This is a genomic window from Nonomuraea sp. NPDC050556, assembly GCF_044457355.1.
In the GTDB taxonomy this organism is placed as follows: Bacteria; Actinomycetota; Actinomycetes; order Streptosporangiales; family Streptosporangiaceae; genus Nonomuraea.
Map to the genome: position 1 here is coordinate 80495 of NZ_JBITGU010000004.1, position 18007 is coordinate 98501.

At 69.5% G+C, this 18007-nt stretch carries 18 protein-coding genes; 14 read left to right on the forward strand and 4 right to left on the reverse strand.

The window, feature by feature from the left end; translation table 11 throughout:
• Positions 1-276 precede the first annotated feature (276 nt).
• The 5 genes from ACIBG8_RS37400 to ACIBG8_RS37420 all read left to right on the forward strand — a co-directional run bounded on the left by ACIBG8_RS37400 (position 277) and on the right by ACIBG8_RS37420 (position 5448).
• On the forward strand, positions 277-966 hold the full coding sequence (locus ACIBG8_RS37400; protein ID WP_397347922.1) for a nuclease-related domain-containing protein: 690 nt from the start codon (positions 277-279) through the stop codon (positions 964-966).
• Between the two features lie 33 nt (positions 967-999).
• On the forward strand, positions 1000-1350 hold the full coding sequence (locus ACIBG8_RS37405) for a hypothetical protein (RefSeq protein WP_397347923.1): 351 nt from the start codon (positions 1000-1002) through the stop codon (positions 1348-1350).
• Positions 1351-1390: 40 nt separating this feature from the next.
• Complete coding sequence (gene ilvD / locus ACIBG8_RS37410) at positions 1391-3226, forward strand: dihydroxy-acid dehydratase (RefSeq protein WP_397347924.1); 1836 nt, start codon at positions 1391-1393, stop codon at positions 3224-3226.
• A 170-nt stretch (positions 3227-3396) separates the two neighbouring features.
• Positions 3397-3879 (forward strand): WYL domain-containing protein, encoded by a 483-nt coding sequence (locus ACIBG8_RS37415; RefSeq protein WP_397347925.1) that lies wholly within the window; start codon positions 3397-3399, stop codon positions 3877-3879.
• Between the two features lie 864 nt (positions 3880-4743).
• Positions 4744-5448: a serine hydrolase gene (locus ACIBG8_RS37420; protein WP_397347926.1), complete on the forward strand. Its 705-nt coding sequence runs from the start codon at positions 4744-4746 to the stop codon at positions 5446-5448.
• A gap of 204 nt (positions 5449-5652) precedes the next feature.
• Here the strand turns inward: ACIBG8_RS37420 and ACIBG8_RS37425 are convergent, their stop codons facing one another.
• The 3 genes from ACIBG8_RS37425 to ACIBG8_RS37435 are packed head-to-tail and all read right to left on the reverse strand — an operon-like array spanning position 5653 to position 7236.
• A complete protein-coding gene (locus tag ACIBG8_RS37425; protein WP_397347927.1) occupies positions 5653-5862 on the reverse strand; it encodes a zinc ribbon domain-containing protein in 210 nt (69 codons plus the stop codon).
• A 13-nt stretch (positions 5863-5875) separates the two neighbouring features.
• A complete protein-coding gene (locus ACIBG8_RS37430) occupies positions 5876-6679 on the reverse strand; it encodes a GNAT family N-acetyltransferase (protein ID WP_397347928.1) in 804 nt (267 codons plus the stop codon).
• Between the two features lie 50 nt (positions 6680-6729).
• The gene (locus ACIBG8_RS37435) at positions 6730-7236 is read right to left on the reverse strand and encodes an HNH endonuclease (RefSeq protein WP_397347929.1); all 507 of its coding nucleotides are present in this window, start codon (positions 7234-7236) and stop codon (positions 6730-6732) included.
• A gap of 305 nt (positions 7237-7541) precedes the next feature.
• On the opposite strand from ACIBG8_RS37435, the gene ACIBG8_RS37440 reads away from it, so the two are divergent.
• From ACIBG8_RS37440 to ACIBG8_RS37455, 4 genes are all read left to right on the forward strand, one after another.
• On the forward strand, positions 7542-8288 hold the full coding sequence (locus ACIBG8_RS37440) for a hypothetical protein (RefSeq protein WP_397347930.1): 747 nt from the start codon (positions 7542-7544) through the stop codon (positions 8286-8288).
• Between the two features lie 10 nt (positions 8289-8298).
• Positions 8299-10347, forward strand: coding sequence for a prolyl oligopeptidase family protein (locus ACIBG8_RS37445; RefSeq protein ID WP_397347931.1), 2049 nt, complete (start codon positions 8299-8301; stop codon positions 10345-10347).
• 410 nt (positions 10348-10757) lie between these two features.
• Positions 10758-11555 (forward strand): helix-turn-helix domain-containing protein, encoded by a 798-nt coding sequence (locus ACIBG8_RS37450; protein ID WP_397347932.1) that lies wholly within the window; start codon positions 10758-10760, stop codon positions 11553-11555.
• On the forward strand, positions 11552-11902 hold the full coding sequence (locus ACIBG8_RS37455) for a VOC family protein (protein WP_397347933.1): 351 nt from the start codon (positions 11552-11554) through the stop codon (positions 11900-11902). The genes ACIBG8_RS37450 and ACIBG8_RS37455 overlap by 4 nt, the downstream gene beginning before the upstream one ends.
• Here the strand turns inward: ACIBG8_RS37455 and ACIBG8_RS37460 are convergent.
• Complete coding sequence (locus ACIBG8_RS37460) at positions 11890-12807, reverse strand: hypothetical protein (protein ID WP_397347934.1); 918 nt, start codon at positions 12805-12807, stop codon at positions 11890-11892. The genes ACIBG8_RS37455 and ACIBG8_RS37460 overlap by 13 nt on opposite strands.
• A gap of 110 nt (positions 12808-12917) precedes the next feature.
• Between ACIBG8_RS37460 and ACIBG8_RS37465 the strand changes: the two genes are divergently transcribed.
• The 5 genes from ACIBG8_RS37465 (at position 12918) to efeB (ending at position 17929) form a co-directional block, all read left to right on the forward strand.
• Entirely contained in the window at positions 12918-13442 is a 525-nt protein-coding gene (locus tag ACIBG8_RS37465; RefSeq protein ID WP_397347935.1) for a winged helix-turn-helix domain-containing protein, read from the forward strand.
• Positions 13439-14623, forward strand: coding sequence for an MFS transporter (locus tag ACIBG8_RS37470; RefSeq protein WP_397347936.1), 1185 nt, complete (start codon positions 13439-13441; stop codon positions 14621-14623). The genes ACIBG8_RS37465 and ACIBG8_RS37470 overlap by 4 nt, the downstream gene beginning before the upstream one ends.
• Positions 14624-14715: 92 nt before the next feature.
• On the forward strand, positions 14716-15546 hold the full coding sequence (gene efeU, locus ACIBG8_RS37475) for an iron uptake transporter permease EfeU (RefSeq protein ID WP_397347937.1): 831 nt from the start codon (positions 14716-14718) through the stop codon (positions 15544-15546).
• Positions 15547-15558: 12 nt separating this feature from the next.
• Positions 15559-16698, forward strand: a complete 1140-nt coding sequence (gene efeO / locus ACIBG8_RS37480) for an iron uptake system protein EfeO (RefSeq protein WP_397347938.1) — start codon at positions 15559-15561, stop codon at positions 16696-16698.
• Positions 16699-16705: 7 nt separating this feature from the next.
• Positions 16706-17929, forward strand: a complete 1224-nt coding sequence (efeB, locus tag ACIBG8_RS37485; protein WP_397347939.1) for an iron uptake transporter deferrochelatase/peroxidase subunit — start codon at positions 16706-16708, stop codon at positions 17927-17929.
• Positions 17930-18007 lie beyond the last annotated feature (78 nt).

Consider the following 18007-nt stretch of genomic DNA (forward strand, 5'->3'; position numbering starts at 1 on the left):
ACCGCACAGTAGTCTCAGTTGTCTAGAGAGGAAAGGAATAGATACCCGGAAATCGGGCGGGCTATCCGTTGACGTGGGCCATAAAACTATGGACAGGTCAAGACTAGGCACTCCTCCGCGGCTCGGGCTACCGTGAGTTACGTGGACTCCAGCCCGCAGCGAGAAGACAGTCACGGTGCGTCACCTATCTGGGTGAGCGAACGGCCTGACGAGGAGCGACCCGCGGCGAAGCCGTCGGCGCCCACGTCTACCTACGCGCCTGTCGAACGAGCGTCTATGCGCACCCTGCTCCAGCAACCCCGGTTCCGCCGCCTGCGAAACCGCGCCATCGTGGCGCTGCTCGTGGGTGTGGCCGCGGGGTTCCTCGTGGGTGACTGGCGGCTCGGCGTCACGGCCGGAGTGATCGCCGCCATCGCGGACACCGTCTACCGCGCCAGATCCACCTCGACCGTGCCCGCGTGGCGCCGCTCGTCGGTGGCGGAGCGCCGGACCGAGGCGCAGCTGAAGAAGCTGGAACGCAGCGGTTACCGCACCCTGCACGCCAGGGCGATTCCCGGCAGCGAGGCGCAGATCGACCACCTGGTCATCGGCCCGACCGGCGTCTACGCGGTCGACTCGGAGAAGTGGGACAAGCGGCTGCCCGTGCGGGTCCAGATGGGCAAGAAGCTCTTCCACGGCCCGTTCGACATGAAGCCGCGGCTCACCGAGGCCCGCTGGGAGGCGACGCAGGCCAGCGAGCTGATCAGCAAGGCCTACGGGCGCGAGGTCACCGTGGTGCCCTCCTTGGCCATCTACGGCCCGCCGGTGCCCTGGAAGATCATGACCATCCGCGACGTGGACGTCTACGAAGGCGGCCGTGCCCGCAAGTGGATCACCAAGCGCGAGCGGGCGCTGACCGACGCCGAGATCGACCGGCTCTACGACATCGCCGCCCAGGTCCTCCCCGCGCGGTACGGCGACGCATAGCGGATCTATATCGCCTGCCTCTAGCGTCCTTCTGTGGCGCGAACCAGCCAGGTGGTCGTCGGAGTCCTGCTCGCCGTCCCCACGGTGGTCAACGTGGCGGGCGGCCTGCGCTGGGTCCTGACGCCGTCGCTGCCCGCTCCCCTGCTCGACGCGCTCGCGCGGGCGGGGTTGCTCGACGCGTGGCTGCTGCTCGACCTCCTGACCGCGCTGGGCGTCGTCGCCGCGCTGTTCTTCGTCCGCCGCCTCCCGCTGGCCGCCGTCTCCCTGACCTGCCTGGCGGCCGCTCTCACCGGGCCGCCGACGCTGCCTCTCTGGTACGGCGTCGCCTATGCCGTTGCCTACGCGTCCGCTTCGTGGACATGCGTCTCAACTGCCGGGCGATAGCCGTACCATGGACAGACTCGCTAGCGATGGGAGAAACACCATGCCCGCCCTCAGGTCTCGTACGGTTACTCACGGCAGGAACATGGCCGGAGCCCGGGCGCTGCTCCGGGCGACTGGTGTAGCCGGAAGCGACTTCGGCAAACCGATCATCGCGGTGGCCAACAGCTTCACCCAGTTCGTCCCCGGGCACGTGCATCTGCGCGACGTCGGCGACGTGGTGTCCGCCGCGATCCGCGAGGCCGGGGCGATCCCGCGCGAGTTCAACACGATCGCGGTCGACGACGGCATCGCGATGGGCCACGGCGGCATGCTCTACTCGCTGCCCAGCCGCGAGCTGATCGCCGACGCGGTGGAGTACATGGTCGAGGCGCACTGCGCCGACGCGATGATCTGCATCTCCAACTGCGACAAGATCACGCCGGGCATGCTGCTCGCCGCGATGCGGCTCAACATCCCGACCGTCTTCGTCTCCGGCGGGCCCATGGAGGCCGGCAAGATCCCGGGCAAGAAGCTCGACCTCATCGACCCGATGATCGCCTCGGCTGACGACTCGGTGTCCGACGAGGAGCTGCTGGCCCTGGAGGAGAACGCCTGCCCGACCTGCGGCTCCTGCTCCGGCATGTTCACCGCCAACTCGATGAACTGCCTCGCCGAGGCGATCGGCCTGGCGCTGCCGGGCAACGGCACCATCCTGGCCACGCACGGCGACCGCAAGAAGCTCTACCAGGACGCGGGCCGCCAGCTCGTCGAGATCACCAAGCGCTACTACTTCGAGGACGACGAGTCGGTCCTGCCGCTCAACATCGCCACCCGCGAGGCGTTCGAGAACGCCATGACGCTGGACGTCGCGATGGGCGGCTCGACGAACACGATCCTGCACATCCTGGCCGCCGCCCGCGAGGCCGGAGTCGACTTCGGGCTCAAGGAGATCAACGAGATCTCGCTGCGGGTGCCGTGCCTGTGCAAGGTGGCTCCCGCCACGGACAAGTACCACATCGAGGACGTCCACCGGGCCGGCGGCATCCCCGCCATCCTGGGCGAGCTCGACCGCGCCGGGCTGCTGCACCGCGACGTGGCCACGGTCAACGGGCGCTTCTCCGACATGCTGGCCTCCTGGGACCCGGTCTCGCCGGCCGTGCTGCCCGAGGCGACCGCGCTCTGGCACGCCGCTCCCGGCAACGTCCGCACGGTCAAGCCGTACTCGCAGAACAACCGGTTCGACTCCCTCGACCTCGACCGGGCCGAGGGGTGCATCCGCGACCGCGAGCACGCCTACACCGCCGACGGCGGCCTGGCCGTCCTCTACGGCAACATCTCGCGCGACGGCGCGGTCGTGAAGACGGCCGGCGTCGACGAGTCCATCTGGAAGTTCAGCGGCCCTGCCGTGGTGTTCGAGTCGCAGGACGACGCGGTCGAGGGCATCCTCAACAACCGGGTCAAGGCGGGCGACGTGGTCGTGATCCGCTACGAGGGCCCCAAGGGCGGGCCCGGCATGCAGGAGATGCTCTACCCGACCTCGTTCCTCAAGGGCAAGGGCCTGGGCAAGGTGTGCGCGCTGGTCACCGACGGGCGCTTCTCCGGCGGCACGTCCGGGCTGTCCATCGGCCACGCCTCGCCGGAGGCGGCTGAGGGCGGGGCGATCGCGCTGGTCGAGGACGGCGACCTCATCGAGATCGACATCCCCAACCGGTTGCTGGAGCTGCGGGTGCCGGAGGAGGAGCTGGCGGTGCGGCGCGAGAAGCTGCTCGCCGACCTGGGCGGCTACCGTCCGCGCGACCGGCAGCGGCCGGTGAGCGTGGCGCTGCAGGCTTATGCGGCGATGACGACGTCGGCGTCCACGGGCGCCTCCCGGGACCTGACCCAGCTCTCCCGCTGACGACCGCGCCTGGTCGCCTTGGAGCTCCTGACAGAACGAACCCCCACCTCTCTTTCCCCGTGAGGGGAGGTCGTTCCGTCAGGAGCTCTTAATGAGTTCCTGGCCCCGTTAGGGGCGCTGGGCCGTACAGGTTTTCGAAAAATGTCGGTGCTGACACGTATTCTGTGGGTATGGCTACTCTCGTGAAGCCCTCCACTCGACCGCTGACGACCGCCGAGATCGCCGCCCTCGCCCTCTCACTGGCGCACCTGGGAGCGGGCCCGCAGGCCATCACCGCCAGGCGCGGCCTGCGCCACACGTTCGAGCACCTGGAGATCGACGACGAGGTCGTCGCCACGACGCTCGCCACGCTGACCGAACCGCTGGCCGTGGACGTCGCGTCCAGGGCCCGCGTGATCGCCGACGCCATCACCAGCCGGCTCATGATCCGCCTGCACTACCGGGACGCCGGGGGGAACGTCACCATCCGCGACGTGGAGCCGGTGACGTGCCTGGTGCACCGGGAGTACTGGTATTTGGTAGGGGTTTGCCGGATGCGACGGGCGATCCGGGCGTTCCGCTTCGACCGCGTCATAGCCGTCGAACCCACCCTCACCCCGTCCCGCCCCCACCTCGCCGACCGCTTCCTCCCCTTCCAACGCCGCGCAGCCTGACCATCCGACGGCCTCCACCCTCGCCTGACGGCCTCCTCCCTTTCCGACGCCGCGCAACTAGACCATCCGACCGCTTCTCCCCCTCCAACGGCGCGCGGCCTGACCAGCTGGCGGTCAGGCCTCACCTGGAGCGTCGGCCCGCCCCCTCCCGAGGCCACTCTCGGGAGAGGGCGGATCCCCTGGCTAGGGACCGTCCGTCCGTCGGTCCCTGCCGCTGGTGGTACGTCGCGGCGTCGTGTGACGCCGCCCTAGACGCGGTGCCCGCCCGTCCACCCACGGGCCGCCACCGCCGCCCCCGGGTCGCCCGCCCGCGCCCGGGGGCACCCGCCTTTTCGCGAAGCCCTTTCACGGCGACGACCCTTCTTTCTGTACGGACAACACGTTGGGCCGCGATGCCGGGGTTGGGGAATCGTGGGGAGGCGTTGACCTTGATCGGGGCGGGTCGTTGACGCGGCGGGTGACAGGCTGCGCGACATGTGCCCTTTGTCGATCTCGCGTTCCGTTCTCGCGCTCGCTGCGCTGCTGGTGACGGGGTGTGCGCAGACCCGACCTCTCACCGCTGAGATGAGCCCGGCGACCGCTGCGGGCGTTCGTCCCTCTGCGGGTGTGCAGGGTTCCGTGGCGGCGGGGTTTGTCGGTGGTGCGCAGGCTGTTGGTCAGCAAACCGTCGGACAGCGGGCGGGCAGCTCGCTGGGAGCTGGGACGGCCGGAGCAGCCGGAGCCGCCGGGGCCGCCGGGGCCGCCGGGGCCGCCGGGGCCGCTGGGGAGGGTAGCCGGTCGGGCGAAGGGCGGGCGGTCGGGGTCCGGGAGGCTGGGCGTCTGGCCTCCGGGTTTGGGGAAGCCGGGCGGCGGTTGGATCGGGTGTTGGGGCGGTATCTGGGCGATCGGCCTGGGCGGGCTGAGGTGGCGGTGCTCGACCGTACGGAGAACGTCCGCTACGCCTTCCGGGACCGTGATCCGTTCCTTCTGGCCAGTGTTGCCAAGGTGGACATCCTGCTGGCACTTCTCCTCAAGACCCAGCGGGAACATCGCGGGCTGTCCGGGCACGAGCGGTCCCTGGCCAATCGCATGATCCGCTACAGCGACAACCAGTGCGCGCACGAGCTCTACACCGCGATCGGCGGCAAGTACGGTCTCACGCGGACCCTGCGCAGGCTGAACGTGGATGACACCTGGCCGGGGTCGGGGCTGTACTGGGGTGCGACCCGCAGCACGCCCACCGACCAGGTGCGGGTGCTCGACCTGCTCACCGGCGTCGACGGGCCGGTCGACGCGGCCAACCGGCGTTACGCGTTGCGCCTGATGTCGACGGTCACGCGCGACCAGGCGTGGGGGGTGAGCGCGGCTGGTGACGGTGGGCGGGTGGCGTTGAAGAACGGGTGGATTCCGGCGCGGGTGCATGGTGGGCTGTGGACGATCAACAGCGTGGGGCGGCTGTCGGTGGCGGGCCACGACCTGCTGATCGCCGTCCTTTCCGAGCGCAGCCCCTCGATGGGGTCGGGCATCAGGACGGTGGAACAGGTGGCCCGGCTGACCGTCAAGGCCTTCACGACGAACACCGACCGCTAGACGCATGGGGGTCGCGGCCGCATCCCTCTCACAGCCCGTCGCCGAAAGAGCGACGCGGGCACAGCAGTGGTGACCGCCCAAGCGCGGGGTGGCCCAAGCGCTGGGCGTCACAGGGCTGGCCTGGGAGCTGGGGGCGTCGCGGGGTGGCCCGGGGGCTCGGTGGGTGGTGCCCAGGCTGGCTCTGCCGTACCCGAAGGAAGGCAGTTAGCCGCAGCAGCCTCCGCCGCAGCAACCACCACCGCCGCCGCCACCCGACGGGGAAGGGGCGGCGCCGGTCATAGCGACCGTGGAGAGGAGCTTGACGGTGTCGTCGTGTCCGGCCGGGCACAGCGCCGGGTCGGCGGAGGCCGACATCGGGCGGGTCAGCTCGAACGTGGATCCGCAGGAGCGGCAGCGGAAGTCGTAGCGCGGCATGCCACCAGAGTACTCAGCCGTCGAAGCTCACACTCGCGTAGTCGGCGACCGGTTCGTACCCGATGGACTGGTAGATGGCGTTGCTCGTCGGGTTCGAGAGGTCGGTGAACAGGACCTTCCGCTCTGCGCGATCGCTCTGCGAGGCGAAGGCGGTGACGGCAGCGCCGAAGCCGCGCCTGCGGCACGACGGCGGGGTGTAGACAGGGCCGATCCTGCACACTCCCCCTACGGAGACCGACACGGCGGCCAGGGAGACCGGCGCCCCGTCGTGCTCCCAGAGCACGAAGTCCCCCAGCCCCAACCGCCGCTCCACCTGCGGCACCACGTCCGTGGGCGGTAGCCCGGCGTCCTCCTGGAACCCCTGGTACCACGACACCAGCAGCCCGAACTCCTCCGCCCGAGCCACCCGTCCATGCCCAGGCACAGCAGGCACCCGCAACTCCCGCAACTCGTAGAGCCGCTCGGAACGGATGTGCGCCACGTCGGAGGGCCAGTGCGCCACGAACTCCTCGACCTGGTGCAACGGCCCGCCAACAGCCGGGATGTCACGCCCGTGCGCGTGCAGCGACTCGATCAGCGGCGTCACCGCTTCGAGGGGCATCCGCGCCATGCCGAGCTGGTGGGGCGGCGTGCGGAACACCGCGCCGCGCACCTGGCCGTCGGCTGTCCACCAGCCGAAGTAGGCGCCAGGCATGTCCATCCCGGTCCTGACCCCGGTCAGGACCGTCAGCGCGACCGTGTTGGCCACGGGGTCGGCCAGCAGGAACGGCCAGGCGTTCGCGGCGAACGCCTCGACGTCCTCGGTGAAGGTCCACATGGGGGAGATCATGCCAGGTGGCCGCCGCCCGTCGGCGGCGGCCACCCCGGTCAGGCGGCGGCTTCCAGATAGGGAGCCCACTGGGGATCACCGAGGAACTGCGCCCCGATCAGCCTCCAGTGCGCGCCCCGAGGCACCGCCGGGGCGACGGTGAGCTTCCACCCCAGCTCCTCAAGGAACTTGTCGGCCTTCCTGTGGTTGCACTGCATGCACGAGGCGACGCAGTTCTCCCACGTGTGGGGGCCGCCCCTGGACCTGGGGATCACATGGTCGATCGTCTCGGCCCGAAGCCCGCAGTAGGCGCAGCGGTAGTCGTCACGGCGCATGAGCGCCGCGCGGGTCAGGGGGATGCGAGAGCGGTAGGGGATGCGGACATATCGTCTGAGCCTGATCACCGAGGGGACGTCGAGCGTACGGCTGGCGGAGCGGAGGACCGCTCCTCTGCCGTCGCGGTGGACGACGTCGGCCTTCTCCCGCAGCACGAGGATCACCGCGCGGTGCAGGGAGAGGGTGGTCAGGGGTTCGTAGGTGGCGTTGAGCAGGAGTACTTGGCGCATCAGGGGTTTCCCCTCTGATGCTGTATTTGCGGCCCCTCCTGGGACCCGGACGCTTCCGTCATGAGGACCTCCGCCGGACGGCCCGACGGATGGTCACCACGGCACCGTCCTTCACCAAGTCTGGCGTGACATGCGTGGTCCCCGCCACCCCATAACCTCCAGCCGGAATGAACCAGAGGGACGCACGGTGTGTTTTATGCCCGCTTCACCAGCGCTTTACGCCTGCCCCGAGGAAGTGATCACTCGGCGCTGGGTGTAGTTTGTGGGAGTTTGTCTCATTTACAACACCTTTATGGAGTTATCTCGTGCGTCGTTCGTTTGCCGCGTCCGCCCTTCTGCTCGCCGCCCTCACCACTGCCTGCGGTACGCAGCAGCACACGGCAACAACCGCCAAGCTCACCGACCCCAACGTGATCGGCACCGCCGTACAGAAGAAGCTGCAGGAGTCCGGCAGCGTCCACATGAACCTGACGATGACGACGCAGGGCGCGGAGCCGGTCAAGGCGACCATGGCGATGGAATACCCGGACAGGATCGACCTGCGCATCGTCGGCAAGTCGCACGCCCTCCTGGCCGGGGAGTCCGCCTACCTGGAGGTCGCCCCGGGGACGAAGGGCGTCGAGCCAGGCAAGATGTGGGTCAAGCTCCCCGCGGAAACGGCCGCCGCCTTCGCCCAGCTCTCCCAGGCGTCCGCGCAGACCGCCGACCTCGCCAAGTCCGCCAAGATCACCTCCACCAGCGAGGACGCGCTCGGCACCCACTACGCGATGAGCGTCGACATGGAGAAGGTGCTCGGCGGCGACTTCCTGCAGAAGCTCGTGCAGCAGCAGACCGCCGGGAACGAGCAGGCAGCCGCAGCGCTCAAGACGGCGCTGGAGCAGCAGCTCAAGGGCAAGACCGCGACGCTGGACATGTGGCTCGACAAGACCGGGGCCCCGGTCAAGAGCGTGATGGACGTGGCGGGCGTCACGAAGACGGAGATGACCTTCGCCGGTTGGGGCGAGGTTCGCACCATCAAGGCGCCCTCCGCCGACGAGGTCTCCAAGTCATAGGGTCTAGTCCATGACGCGACAGCCGTACCCGACCGCTCACCGCGACGAGATCGTCGACGACCTGCACGGCACCCAGGTGCCCGACCCCTACCGTTGGCTGGAGGACGCCGACGACGCCGAGACCAAGGGCTGGCTGCTCGCGCAGGAGCAGCTGTTCAAGGGGGAGCTCGGCGAGCAGCGGTTCAAGGACCGCATCGCCGAGCTGCTCAGGTCCGGCTCGGTGGGTGTGCCGGTGTGGCGTGGTCAGCGGCAGTTCTTCTCCAGGCGCACGCCCGACCAGGAGCACGCCGTCTACTACGTCGTGGACGAGGACGGCGAGGAGCGCGCGCTGATCGACCCGATGGCGATCGACCCGTCAGGGCTGACGACGCTCGACGCCGTGCAGCCCGACAAGGAGGGGCGCCTGCTGGCGTACCAGATCTCCGTGGGCGGCGACGAGGAGTCGGTGCTGTACATCCTCGACGTGGCCACCGGGCTGCGGGTCGAGGGGCCGATCGACCGCTGCCGCTACTCCCCCATCGCGTGGCTGCCCGGCGGCGAGGCGTTCTACTACGTGCGCAGGCTGCCGAGCACCGAGGTGCCGGAGAACGAGCGGCAGTACCACCGCCGCGTCTACCTGCACCGCGTCGGCACCTCCACCGAGGAGGATGTGATCATCTTCGGCGAGGGGCTGAAGATGACCAACTACTACGGCGTCTCCGTCTCGCGGGACGGGCGCTGGCTGCAGATCTCGGCCCACGAGGGTACGGCTCCGCGCAACGACCTGTGGGTCGCCGACCTCACCGAGTCGTCGCTCGACTCGCCCGAGCTGGTGACCGTACAGGAAGGGGTGGACGCGCAGACCGGGCTGCAGTTCGGCCGCGACGGCCGCCTCTACGTGCACACCGACAGGGACGCGCCGCGCGGCAGGATCTGCGTGGCCGACCCGGCCGACCCGACTGTGTGGACGGACCTCGTCCCGGAGGACGCCGAGGCGGTGCTCTCCAGCTACGCGATCCTCGACGACCTGGACGCCCCGGTCATGCTGGTCGGCTGGACGCGGCACGCGATCAGCGAGATCTCGGTGCACGACCTGGCGACCGGCGAGCGGACCGGCTCGGTGCCTACGCCGGGGCTGGGCACGATCGGCGGCATCTCGGAGCGTCCCGAGGGCGGGTTCGAGGCGTGGTTCGGCTATACCGACAACACGACGCCGCCGACGATCCAGCGTTACAACGCGCGCACCGGGGAGACGACGTTGTGGGCGGCCTCTCCGGGGGCCGTGGACGTGCCGGAGGTCAAGACCTCCCAGGTCGTCTACACCTCCAAGGACGGCACCGAGGTCCGGATGCTGATCATCGAGCCGGTGGACCGCGAGGGTCCGCGGCCGACGATTCTCAACGGCTATGGCGGTTTCGGGATCTCGATGACGCCGGGTTACTCCGCTTCCGTGCTCACCTGGGTGGAGGCGGGCGGCGTGTATGCGATCGCCAGCCTGCGCGGGGGCGGCGAGGAGGGCGAGGAGTGGCACCGCGCGGGGATGCTCGGGCACAAGCAGAACGTGTTCGACGACTTCCACGCGGCGGCCGAGCACCTGGTCGCTACCGGTGTGACGACGTCCGGGCAGCTGGCGATCTCGGGTGGGTCGAACGGCGGGCTCCTGGTGGGCGCGGCGCTGACGCAGCGGCCGGAGCTTTATGCGGCGGTGGCCTGCTCGGCGCCGCTCCTGGACATGATCAGGTACGAGCTGTTCGGTCTGGGGGCGACGTGGAACGTGGAGTACGGCTCGGCCGAGGTGGCCGAGGAGTTCGCGTGGCTGGCGGCTTATTCGCCGTATCACCACGTCCGTGAGGGTGTGGACTACCCGGCGACGATGTTCACCGTCTTCCAGTCGGACAGCCGGGTGCACCCGTTGCACGCGTGGAAGATGTGCGCGGCGCTGCAGCACGCCACGGGCGGGGAGCGGCCGATCGTGCTGCGCAACGAGACCGAGGTCGGGCACGGCGCCCGCTCCATCAGCCGCACCGTCGACCTCGCCGCCGACCAGCTCACCTTCCTCGCCAGGCACACTGGCCTCTAGAAGGGGTACGGCACAGCCGAGGGACGGCCACCCGCCGACGTGGGTGGCCGTCCGTGCGTCATTGGCACGCGGTCTGACGTGGTCCCCGCCGTTACATCGGTGCGTCGGGCGGCTTGTCGGTGCCGATGCCTATAGTCGAGGGGGTGGACAGCGGCCTGTGGATGGTCGAGGCGGAGACCGGCTACGCGATCTCAGTGGATCGGCTCGTAGGAGTGAACAGCTTCATCCACGTGCGGACTTTCACGCCATCCGGATCTTCTACGAAGCCACCGTCACCGGCGGAGAGCTGCGCCACCAGGCGGCCTGGGTCCCCTTGGCGGAGCTGAAGAGGCTGGATCGCTCCGAGGTGGTCGACAGCGGTCTCGCGCTGTATCAGGAGCGGCCGAGGACCGGGCACCTATAGTCGAGGGGTGGACAGCGGCCTGTGGATGGTCGAGGCGGCGCCCAGTGCGGCGCTGCGGCCCTATGTCACGCGGCTGGTCGCCTACCGCGAGGGCTACGACGCCCCGCTTGAGCGCACCGAGTACCCCTGGACGGGCGTGGTCCTGGTCTTCGGCTTCGGGGCCGCGCTGGAGTGCGCGGGTGTGCAGGTCACCTCGTTCGCCGCAGGCCTGTCCGACCGCCCCACGCACACGCGGATCCGGGCGCTCACCCAGGGCGTCGAGGTGTTCCTCACCCCCTTCGGCGCCAGGCGCCTGCTCGGGATGCCGATGAGCGAGGTCGCCAACCGCATCGTCCCCGTGGACGACCTGTTCGGCCGCTGGGGCGGCGCGGCGGTCGCCAGGCTCGCCGAGCAGCCCACCTGGCGCGAGCAGGTGCGGCTGGTCGACCGCCTGCTCATGGAACGCATCCACGACGCCCCCGAGCTGGGCCCGCAGGTGCCGTGGGCGTGGGCAAGGCTGCTGGAGTCCGGCGGCGCGGTGAGCGTCGCCTCGCTCGCCGACGCGCTCGGCTGGAGTCATCGGCATCTGGTGGCGCGCTTCCACGACCAGGTGGGCCTGTCGCCCAAGGCCGTGGCGCGCGTGGTCCGCTTCAACCGCGCCCTGTCGCTGCTGACGCCCGAGGTGTCGCTGGCCGAGCTGGCCGCCGAGTGCGGCTTCTACGACCAGGCGCACATGAACAGGGAGTTCCGCGCCCTGTCCGGCACCACGCCCGGTCAGATTCGTCCAATCGCTCCCTACCTGGACGGCGCGACAATCGACGCATGACCAGAACCGTTTACGCACTTGCCCGCTACCAGGACTGCGGTGCCGCTGTCGACTTCCTGACGTCGGCGTTCGGGTTCAAGGCGCACGAGGTGTCCAAGAACGACGAGGGCGTCGTCGTCCACGCCGAGCTCTTCGCCGGCGACGACATGATCATGATCGGCTCCGGCGAGCCAGGCGGTCCGGGCATCTACGTCGCCGTCGACGACCCGGACGCCCACCACGACCGCGTCAAGGAGGCGGGGGCCGATATCACGATGGAGCTGGTGGACCAGCCGTACGGGTCGCGGGAGTACGGCTGCAAGGACCCGGGCGGCAACTCCTGGTTCTTCGGCACCTACCGCCCCTGAACCGCACAGACAGGGCGGGTACGGCGGGCATAGGAGCGGGCGCCGACCAGCAGCCCGGCCCCGAGCCCGCCGAACGCCAGCCCGCCGAACTCCACCATCCAGAACCACCCCGTCGTCACCAGCCCGCCGACCACGAGCGCCGTGCCGTACAGGAAGAGCGTGAAGCCGGCGAGCCACGCGGGGATGAGGGGCAGCAGGCGAGGCACCCGCCGTCGTAGAAGCGGGAAGACCATGCCCCAGCGGTGGGTCAGCCCGAGGATGAGGAAGCAGGCGAGCAGCGCCGCAAGCACGGTGAAGTCGATGCCGACCGCCGCAAGGCCCCGCGTCGTGCCGGACCCTCCTGCGTTGAGCTCGTGCCATCGCGCGGCCGTCATGCCGAGCGCGTCGCCGCCGAGGGTCCAGATGGTCTTGGTGACGGCCCAGGGGAGGATTCCGCACATCGCCACGTAGACGACCACACGGGTCCGCGGGGAAGCGGGCGTGGCGGGCGGGTGGAGGAAGGGGGCATCCCACGGAGGCGGGTGCCCCTCACCGCATCGGGGGCACCGGCCGCGGCGACGCCGTACGACAGTGGCGGCGACGAGCAGCCCGGCGCCCGCGATGTTCATCAGCAGGAGGATCAGGCTGACCGCGCCGCTTCCATCGCCGCCCAGGAGCGCGACGAACTCGATCGGAGCGCCGAACGTCGCGACGACGAACACCGGGGTCACCACGGGAATCAACCGGGTGAGCGCGGCCAGCGCCGCGAGCGCCAGCGCCACCTGCGCCCACGCGGGCATGGTGAAGCGGAAGGCGAACGGCACCGCCGTACCGGTGAGCAGCCAGAAAGCGTGAACGGCCGCGTAGGCCACGGCCCAAACCGCGACCACCCGGTGGATCCAAGCAGGCCATGTACGAAATTTCACGGAATCAAAGATCGCCGGACAGGACCTCCCGCCGCCTCCCCCGCCAGAGCCAGATCCAGTTGCCAAAGAACCCTTTGACATATCCAGAATGCCAAAGATATCTTTGACACATGGAGATCACCGATCCGCGGGCGATGCGCGCTCTCGCGCACCCCCTGCGGCTTGACCTGATGGACCTGCTCGTCCGCATCGGCCCGGCCACCGCCGCCGTCTGCGCGCGACACCTGAACACCTCCCAGGCGTCCTGCTCCTTCCACCTGCGCCAGCTCGCCAAGTACGGCTACGTGGCCGAGGCCGAGAGCGAGGACCAGCGCGAGCGCCCCTGGAAGGTCGTCGACAAGCGGCAGAACATTTCAGCCGAGACCGGCGGCGTCGCGGCGACCGAGCTGTCGCGGGTGTTCGTCGAGCGCGAGGCGGCCAGGCTGATCGGCTGGACGACCGAGGGCCGCGGTCGGGCGAGCGAGGAGTGGCGCGGCGCCAGCTTCCTCCACGGCATCACCGCCGAGCTCACCCCTCAGGAGCTCGACGAGGTCGGCAAGCAGCTCATGGCCGTCATGGCCCCCTACATCGACCGCACCCCAGCACCGGACGGCGCCTCGTTCGTCCGCGTCCTACTGACCGGGATCCCCACGTGAACGCCCTGCGCAACCCCCTCTTCCGCCGCCTGCTCGCCGGCGACGCCGTCTCCAGCTTCGGCGACAGCGCCCTCTACCTGTCGCTCGGCATCTGGGCCAAGGAGCTGACCGGCTCAGACTCGGCCGCCGGGCTCGTCTTCCTCTGCCTGGCGCTGCCCGGCCTGTTCTCGCCGCTCTACGGCCACGTGGTCGACCGGGTCAGGCGCAAGCCGCTGATCATCGCGATGTACGCCCTGATGGGGGTGACCGTACTCGCGCTCCTGCTGGTCAGGACCGCCGACCAGCTGTGGATCATCTACGCGGTCGCCCTGGCGTACGGGGTCACGTTCTCCGTGCCCGCCTACGGCGGGCTGCTCAAGGACCTGTTGCCGTCGGACGAGGCGGCGAGCGCCCGAGCCACCCTGATCACGGTACGGCAGGGCGTCAGGATCGCCTCCCCGGTGATCGGCGCGGGCATCTACGCCGGGCTCGGCGGCGGCGCGCTCGCCGTGATCGACGCGGCGACCTTCGCGGTCGCGATCGGCTTCCTGCTCACCATGAAGATCACCGAGTCCGCCCCCGAGCCAGCGGAGCGCAACGCCATGACCGCCGGGTTCCGCTACCTGTGGAGCGTGCGGCTGCTGGTCAGGCTGACGATCGCGGAGACGCTGTTCATGGCGACCGTCGGGCTGATGGACACGGCCGTCTTCGCCGCCATCGAGCACGGGCTCAGCCTGCCCGCCTCCTTCTTCGGCGTGCTCACCACCGTTCAGGGCGCGGGTTCCGTGGTGGGCGGGCTCGTCGCCGGATACCTGGTCAAGCGGCTCGGCGAGGCGCGCGGCTCCGCGCTCGGCTACGCCGCCTTCGCGCTGGGCGCCTTCGCCTTCCTGGCGCCGTCCGCCGTCCTCTTCCTGATCGGCGCGGTGATCTACGGCGCGGCCATCCCGATCTTCAGCGTCGCCCTGGGCACGGCCCAGCACCTCTACGTGCCCGCCAGGCTCCAAGGCAGGGTCGGCGCCGCGATCGGGATGCTCACCAACGGCACCCAGTCGCTCTCCATCGCCGCGGGAGCCGCGCTGGCCATGAGCTACCAGATCTCCTACGCCCTGATCGTGGTGGCCAGCCTGGGTGCCGCGGTCGCCGTCACCGCAGGCCGGGTGCCGGTTCCGAAGATCATCCCGTCGATCGCCGACGCCCAGTAAGGAATGTCACTCTGGCGACGGATGGCACAACGTCTTGCATTAGGTAAGGTTCTCCTGCCCTAATTTAGGTAAGCCTTTCCTAGTGTTCAGGAGTGACGGTGTTCGCCAGCTACCTCATCGGACTGCGCGAAGGTCTCGAGGCGACGCTCGTCGTCTCCGTCCTCGTCGCCTTCCTGGTCAAGAGTGACCGGAGGGACAAGCTCCCCCACGTCTGGACGGGCGTCCTCGGGGCGATCGCGCTGTCCATCGGGTTCGGCGCCGTCCTGACCTTCACCGCGGCCAACCTCGGGCACACCGGCCAGGAGCTCTTCGACGCCATCACCTCACTGCTCGCGGTCGTCTTCGTCACCTGGATGATCTTCTGGATGCGCAAGGCGGCCCGCGCGCTCTCCAAGGACCTGCGCGGCAAGCTGACCAACGCGCTGGAGATGGGGTCGCTGGCCGTCGTCGTCATGGCCTTCCTCGCCGTGGCCCGCGAGGGGCTGGAGACGGCGCTGCTGTTCTTCGCCTCCGTGCAGGGCGCGACCGCCACCGCGCAGCCGCTGATCGGCATCAGCCTCGGCCTGATCACCTCGGTGGCGATCGGCTACGGCCTCTACAAGTCGGCCGTGCGGATCAACCTCACCAAGTTCTTCATGTGGACCGGGCTGCTGCTGATCCTCGTCGCGGCGGGCATCTTCAAGTACGGCGTGCACGACCTGCAGGAGGCCAACATCCTGCCGGGACTGACCAACTACGCCTTCGACATCAGCGCCGTCCTGCCCGCCGACTCGTGGTACGGCGCGCTGCTGTCCGGGATGCTCAACATCACCCCGCAGCCGAGCGTGCTCGAAGCCCTCGCCTGGGTCCTCTACCTCGTGCCCACCCTCTTCTTCTTCCTGCGACCCGCGCGTACGCAGCTCACCCCCGCACCCGCGGCCTGAACAGGAGCTTCCATGTCTGCCTCCATCCGTCTCACCATCGGCGCGCTCGCCCTGGCCGGACTCACCGCCTGCGCGGCGGAGACGCCAGCCGCCACGAACGGCTCCGCCGTACCCGCCAAGCCCGGCAAGATCGCGGTGGCCGCCAGCGACACCGACTGCAAGGTGGCCGTCACCGAGGTCGCGGCGGGGACCAGCACCTTCGCCATCACCAACGGCGGCAGCAAGGTCACCGAGTTCTACGTCTACGCCGCGGGTGACCGGGTCATGGCCGAGGTGGAGAACATCGTGCCCGGCCTGACCCGCGAGGTGATCGCCGAGCTGCCCGCCGGGGCGTACGAGACCGCCTGCAAGCCGGGCATGGTCGGCAAGGGCATACGCAACGCCCTCAAGGTGACCGGCGAGCACAAGGCGCTCACCGCCGATGCCAAGCTGGCGGACGCGACCGCCAGCTACAAGCGGTACATCAAGACGCAGAGCGACACCCTCCTGGTCAAGACGCAGGAGTTCGTCGACGCCGTCAAGGCCGGGAAGATCGACAAGGCCAAGGAGCTCTTCCCGGTCGCGCGCACCTACTGGGAGCGCATCGAGCCCGTCGCGGAGATCTTCGGCGACCTCGACCCGGCGATCGACGCCCGCGAGGCGGACCTGGCGGCCGGTGAGGAGTGGACCGGGTTCCACAAGATCGAGAAGGACCTCTGGATCACCAAGGACATCAGCAAGGACGGCCCCGTCGCCGACAAGCTGATCGCCGACGTGAAGACCATCGTCGAGAAGTCGAACGCGGCCGAGCTGACCCCGCTGAACCTGGCCAACGGTGCCAAGGAACTGCTCGACGAGGTCGCCACCGGGAAGATCACCGGTGAGGAGGACATCTGGTCGCACACCGACCTGTGGGACTTCGCCGCGAACGTCCAGGGCTCCAAGGCCGCCGTCCAGGCGCTGCGCCCCGTGCTTGAGGAGCGCGCGCCCGACCTGGTCAAGACGCTGGACGAGAAGTTCGCCGCCGCCGAGACCGAGCTGGGCACGCACCAGAAGGGCGACGGCTGGAAGTTCCACAACGAGCTGTCCAAGGCCGAGCTGAAGAAGCTGTCCGACGTGATCAACGCGTTGGCCGAGCCGATCAGCAAGATCGCACCGATCGTCGCGAAGTAGGAGCGCCATGAGCATCAGCCGGAGGAAGATGTTCGGCCTCGGCGCAGCCGGGGTCGCGGCGGTGGGCGCGGGCGCGCTCGCCACCCGCTCGCTGCTGGAGGAGCCGCAGGCCGCGCACGCGGCCTCCACGTCCGACCCGTTCCCGTTCTACGGCGAGCACCAGGCGGGCATCGTCACGCCCGCCCAGGACCGGCTGCACTTCGTGGCCTTCGACGTGACGACGACCCGCAGGGAGGAGCTGGTCACGCTCCTCCAGGACTGGACGGCCGCGGCGGCCCGGCTCACGCAGGGGCGCGAGGCCGGGTCCTTCGGCGCCGTCGGCGGGTCTCCCGAGGCGCCGCCGGACGACACGGGTGAGGCGCTGGGGCTGCCCGCCTCGGGGCTGACGCTCACGATCGGCTTCGGGCCGTCGCTCTTCGACGACCGCTTCGGGCTGGCGTCGAAGCGGCCCGCCGCTCTCGCCGATCTACCGAAATTTCCGGGAGAGCAGCTGATTCCGGAAATTTCGGGTGGGGACATCTGCGTGCAGGCGTGCGCGCACGACCCGCAGGTCGCGGTGCACGCGATCCGTAACCTCGCTCGGATCGGGTTCGGGAAGGTGTCGGTGCGCTGGTCGCAGCTCGGCTTCGGCCGTACGTCGTCGACGTCGCGGGCGCAGGTGACGCCGCGGAACCTCATGGGGTTCAAGGACGGGACGAACAACCTGAAGCTGGAGGACGCGGCGCTGCTGCGCGACCACCTGTGGGCGTCTTCCACCGACGGGGCCGCGTGGATGGCCGGTGGCAGTTACGTGGTGACGCGCAAGATCCGCATGATGGTGGAGACGTGGGACCGTACGTCTTTGCGCGAGCAGGAGGACATCTTCGGGCGCAACAAGGGCGAGGGGGCTCCGGTCGGGAAGAAGGCGGAGTTCGACCCGGTCGACCTGGGTGCGATGAAGGCTGACGCCCATGTACGGCTGGCGCACCCCACGACCAACGGGAACGCCCACCTTTTGCGGCGCGGGTACAACTTCGTGGACGGCTCGTCCGACCTCGGCCGTCTGGACGCGGGGCTGTTCTTCATCGCCTACCAGCGTGATCCGCGCAAGCAGTTCGTGCCGGTGCAGATGAACCTGGCGAAGCACGACTCGCTGAACGAGTACATCAAGCACGTGTCCAGCGGCGTCTTCGCCTGCCCCGCGGGCGTCCGTGATGCCGGCGACTACTGGGGCCGCGCCCTCTTCACCTGACCTTCCCTTAAGACACAACCCCAAAAGACAACCACCCAAGAGTGCGCAGCGCGGGCCCTTGAGGGGCGCGGGCCCTTC

Coding starts and splice junctions, on each gene's coding strand:
- efeO (WP_397347938.1), top strand. CDS start 15,559: ATGTCTGCCTCCATCCGTCTCACCATCGGCGCGCTCGCCCTGGCCGGA.
- ilvD (WP_397347924.1), top strand. CDS start 1,391: ATGCCCGCCCTCAGGTCTCGTACGGTTACTCACGGCAGGAACATGGCC.
- ACIBG8_RS37465 (WP_397347935.1), top strand. CDS start 12,918: ATGGAGATCACCGATCCGCGGGCGATGCGCGCTCTCGCGCACCCCCTG.
- ACIBG8_RS37435 (WP_397347929.1), bottom strand. CDS start 7,236: ATGCGCCAAGTACTCCTGCTCAACGCCACCTACGAACCCCTGACCACC.
- ACIBG8_RS37455 (WP_397347933.1), top strand. CDS start 11,552: ATGACCAGAACCGTTTACGCACTTGCCCGCTACCAGGACTGCGGTGCC.
- efeB (WP_397347939.1), top strand. CDS start 16,706: ATGAGCATCAGCCGGAGGAAGATGTTCGGCCTCGGCGCAGCCGGGGTC.
- ACIBG8_RS37400 (WP_397347922.1), top strand. CDS start 277: ATGCGCACCCTGCTCCAGCAACCCCGGTTCCGCCGCCTGCGAAACCGC.
- ACIBG8_RS37415 (WP_397347925.1), top strand. CDS start 3,397: ATGGCTACTCTCGTGAAGCCCTCCACTCGACCGCTGACGACCGCCGAG.
- ACIBG8_RS37445 (WP_397347931.1), top strand. CDS start 8,299: ATGACGCGACAGCCGTACCCGACCGCTCACCGCGACGAGATCGTCGAC.
- ACIBG8_RS37425 (WP_397347927.1), bottom strand. CDS start 5,862: ATGCCGCGCTACGACTTCCGCTGCCGCTCCTGCGGATCCACGTTCGAG.
- ACIBG8_RS37430 (WP_397347928.1), bottom strand. CDS start 6,679: ATGTGGACCTTCACCGAGGACGTCGAGGCGTTCGCCGCGAACGCCTGG.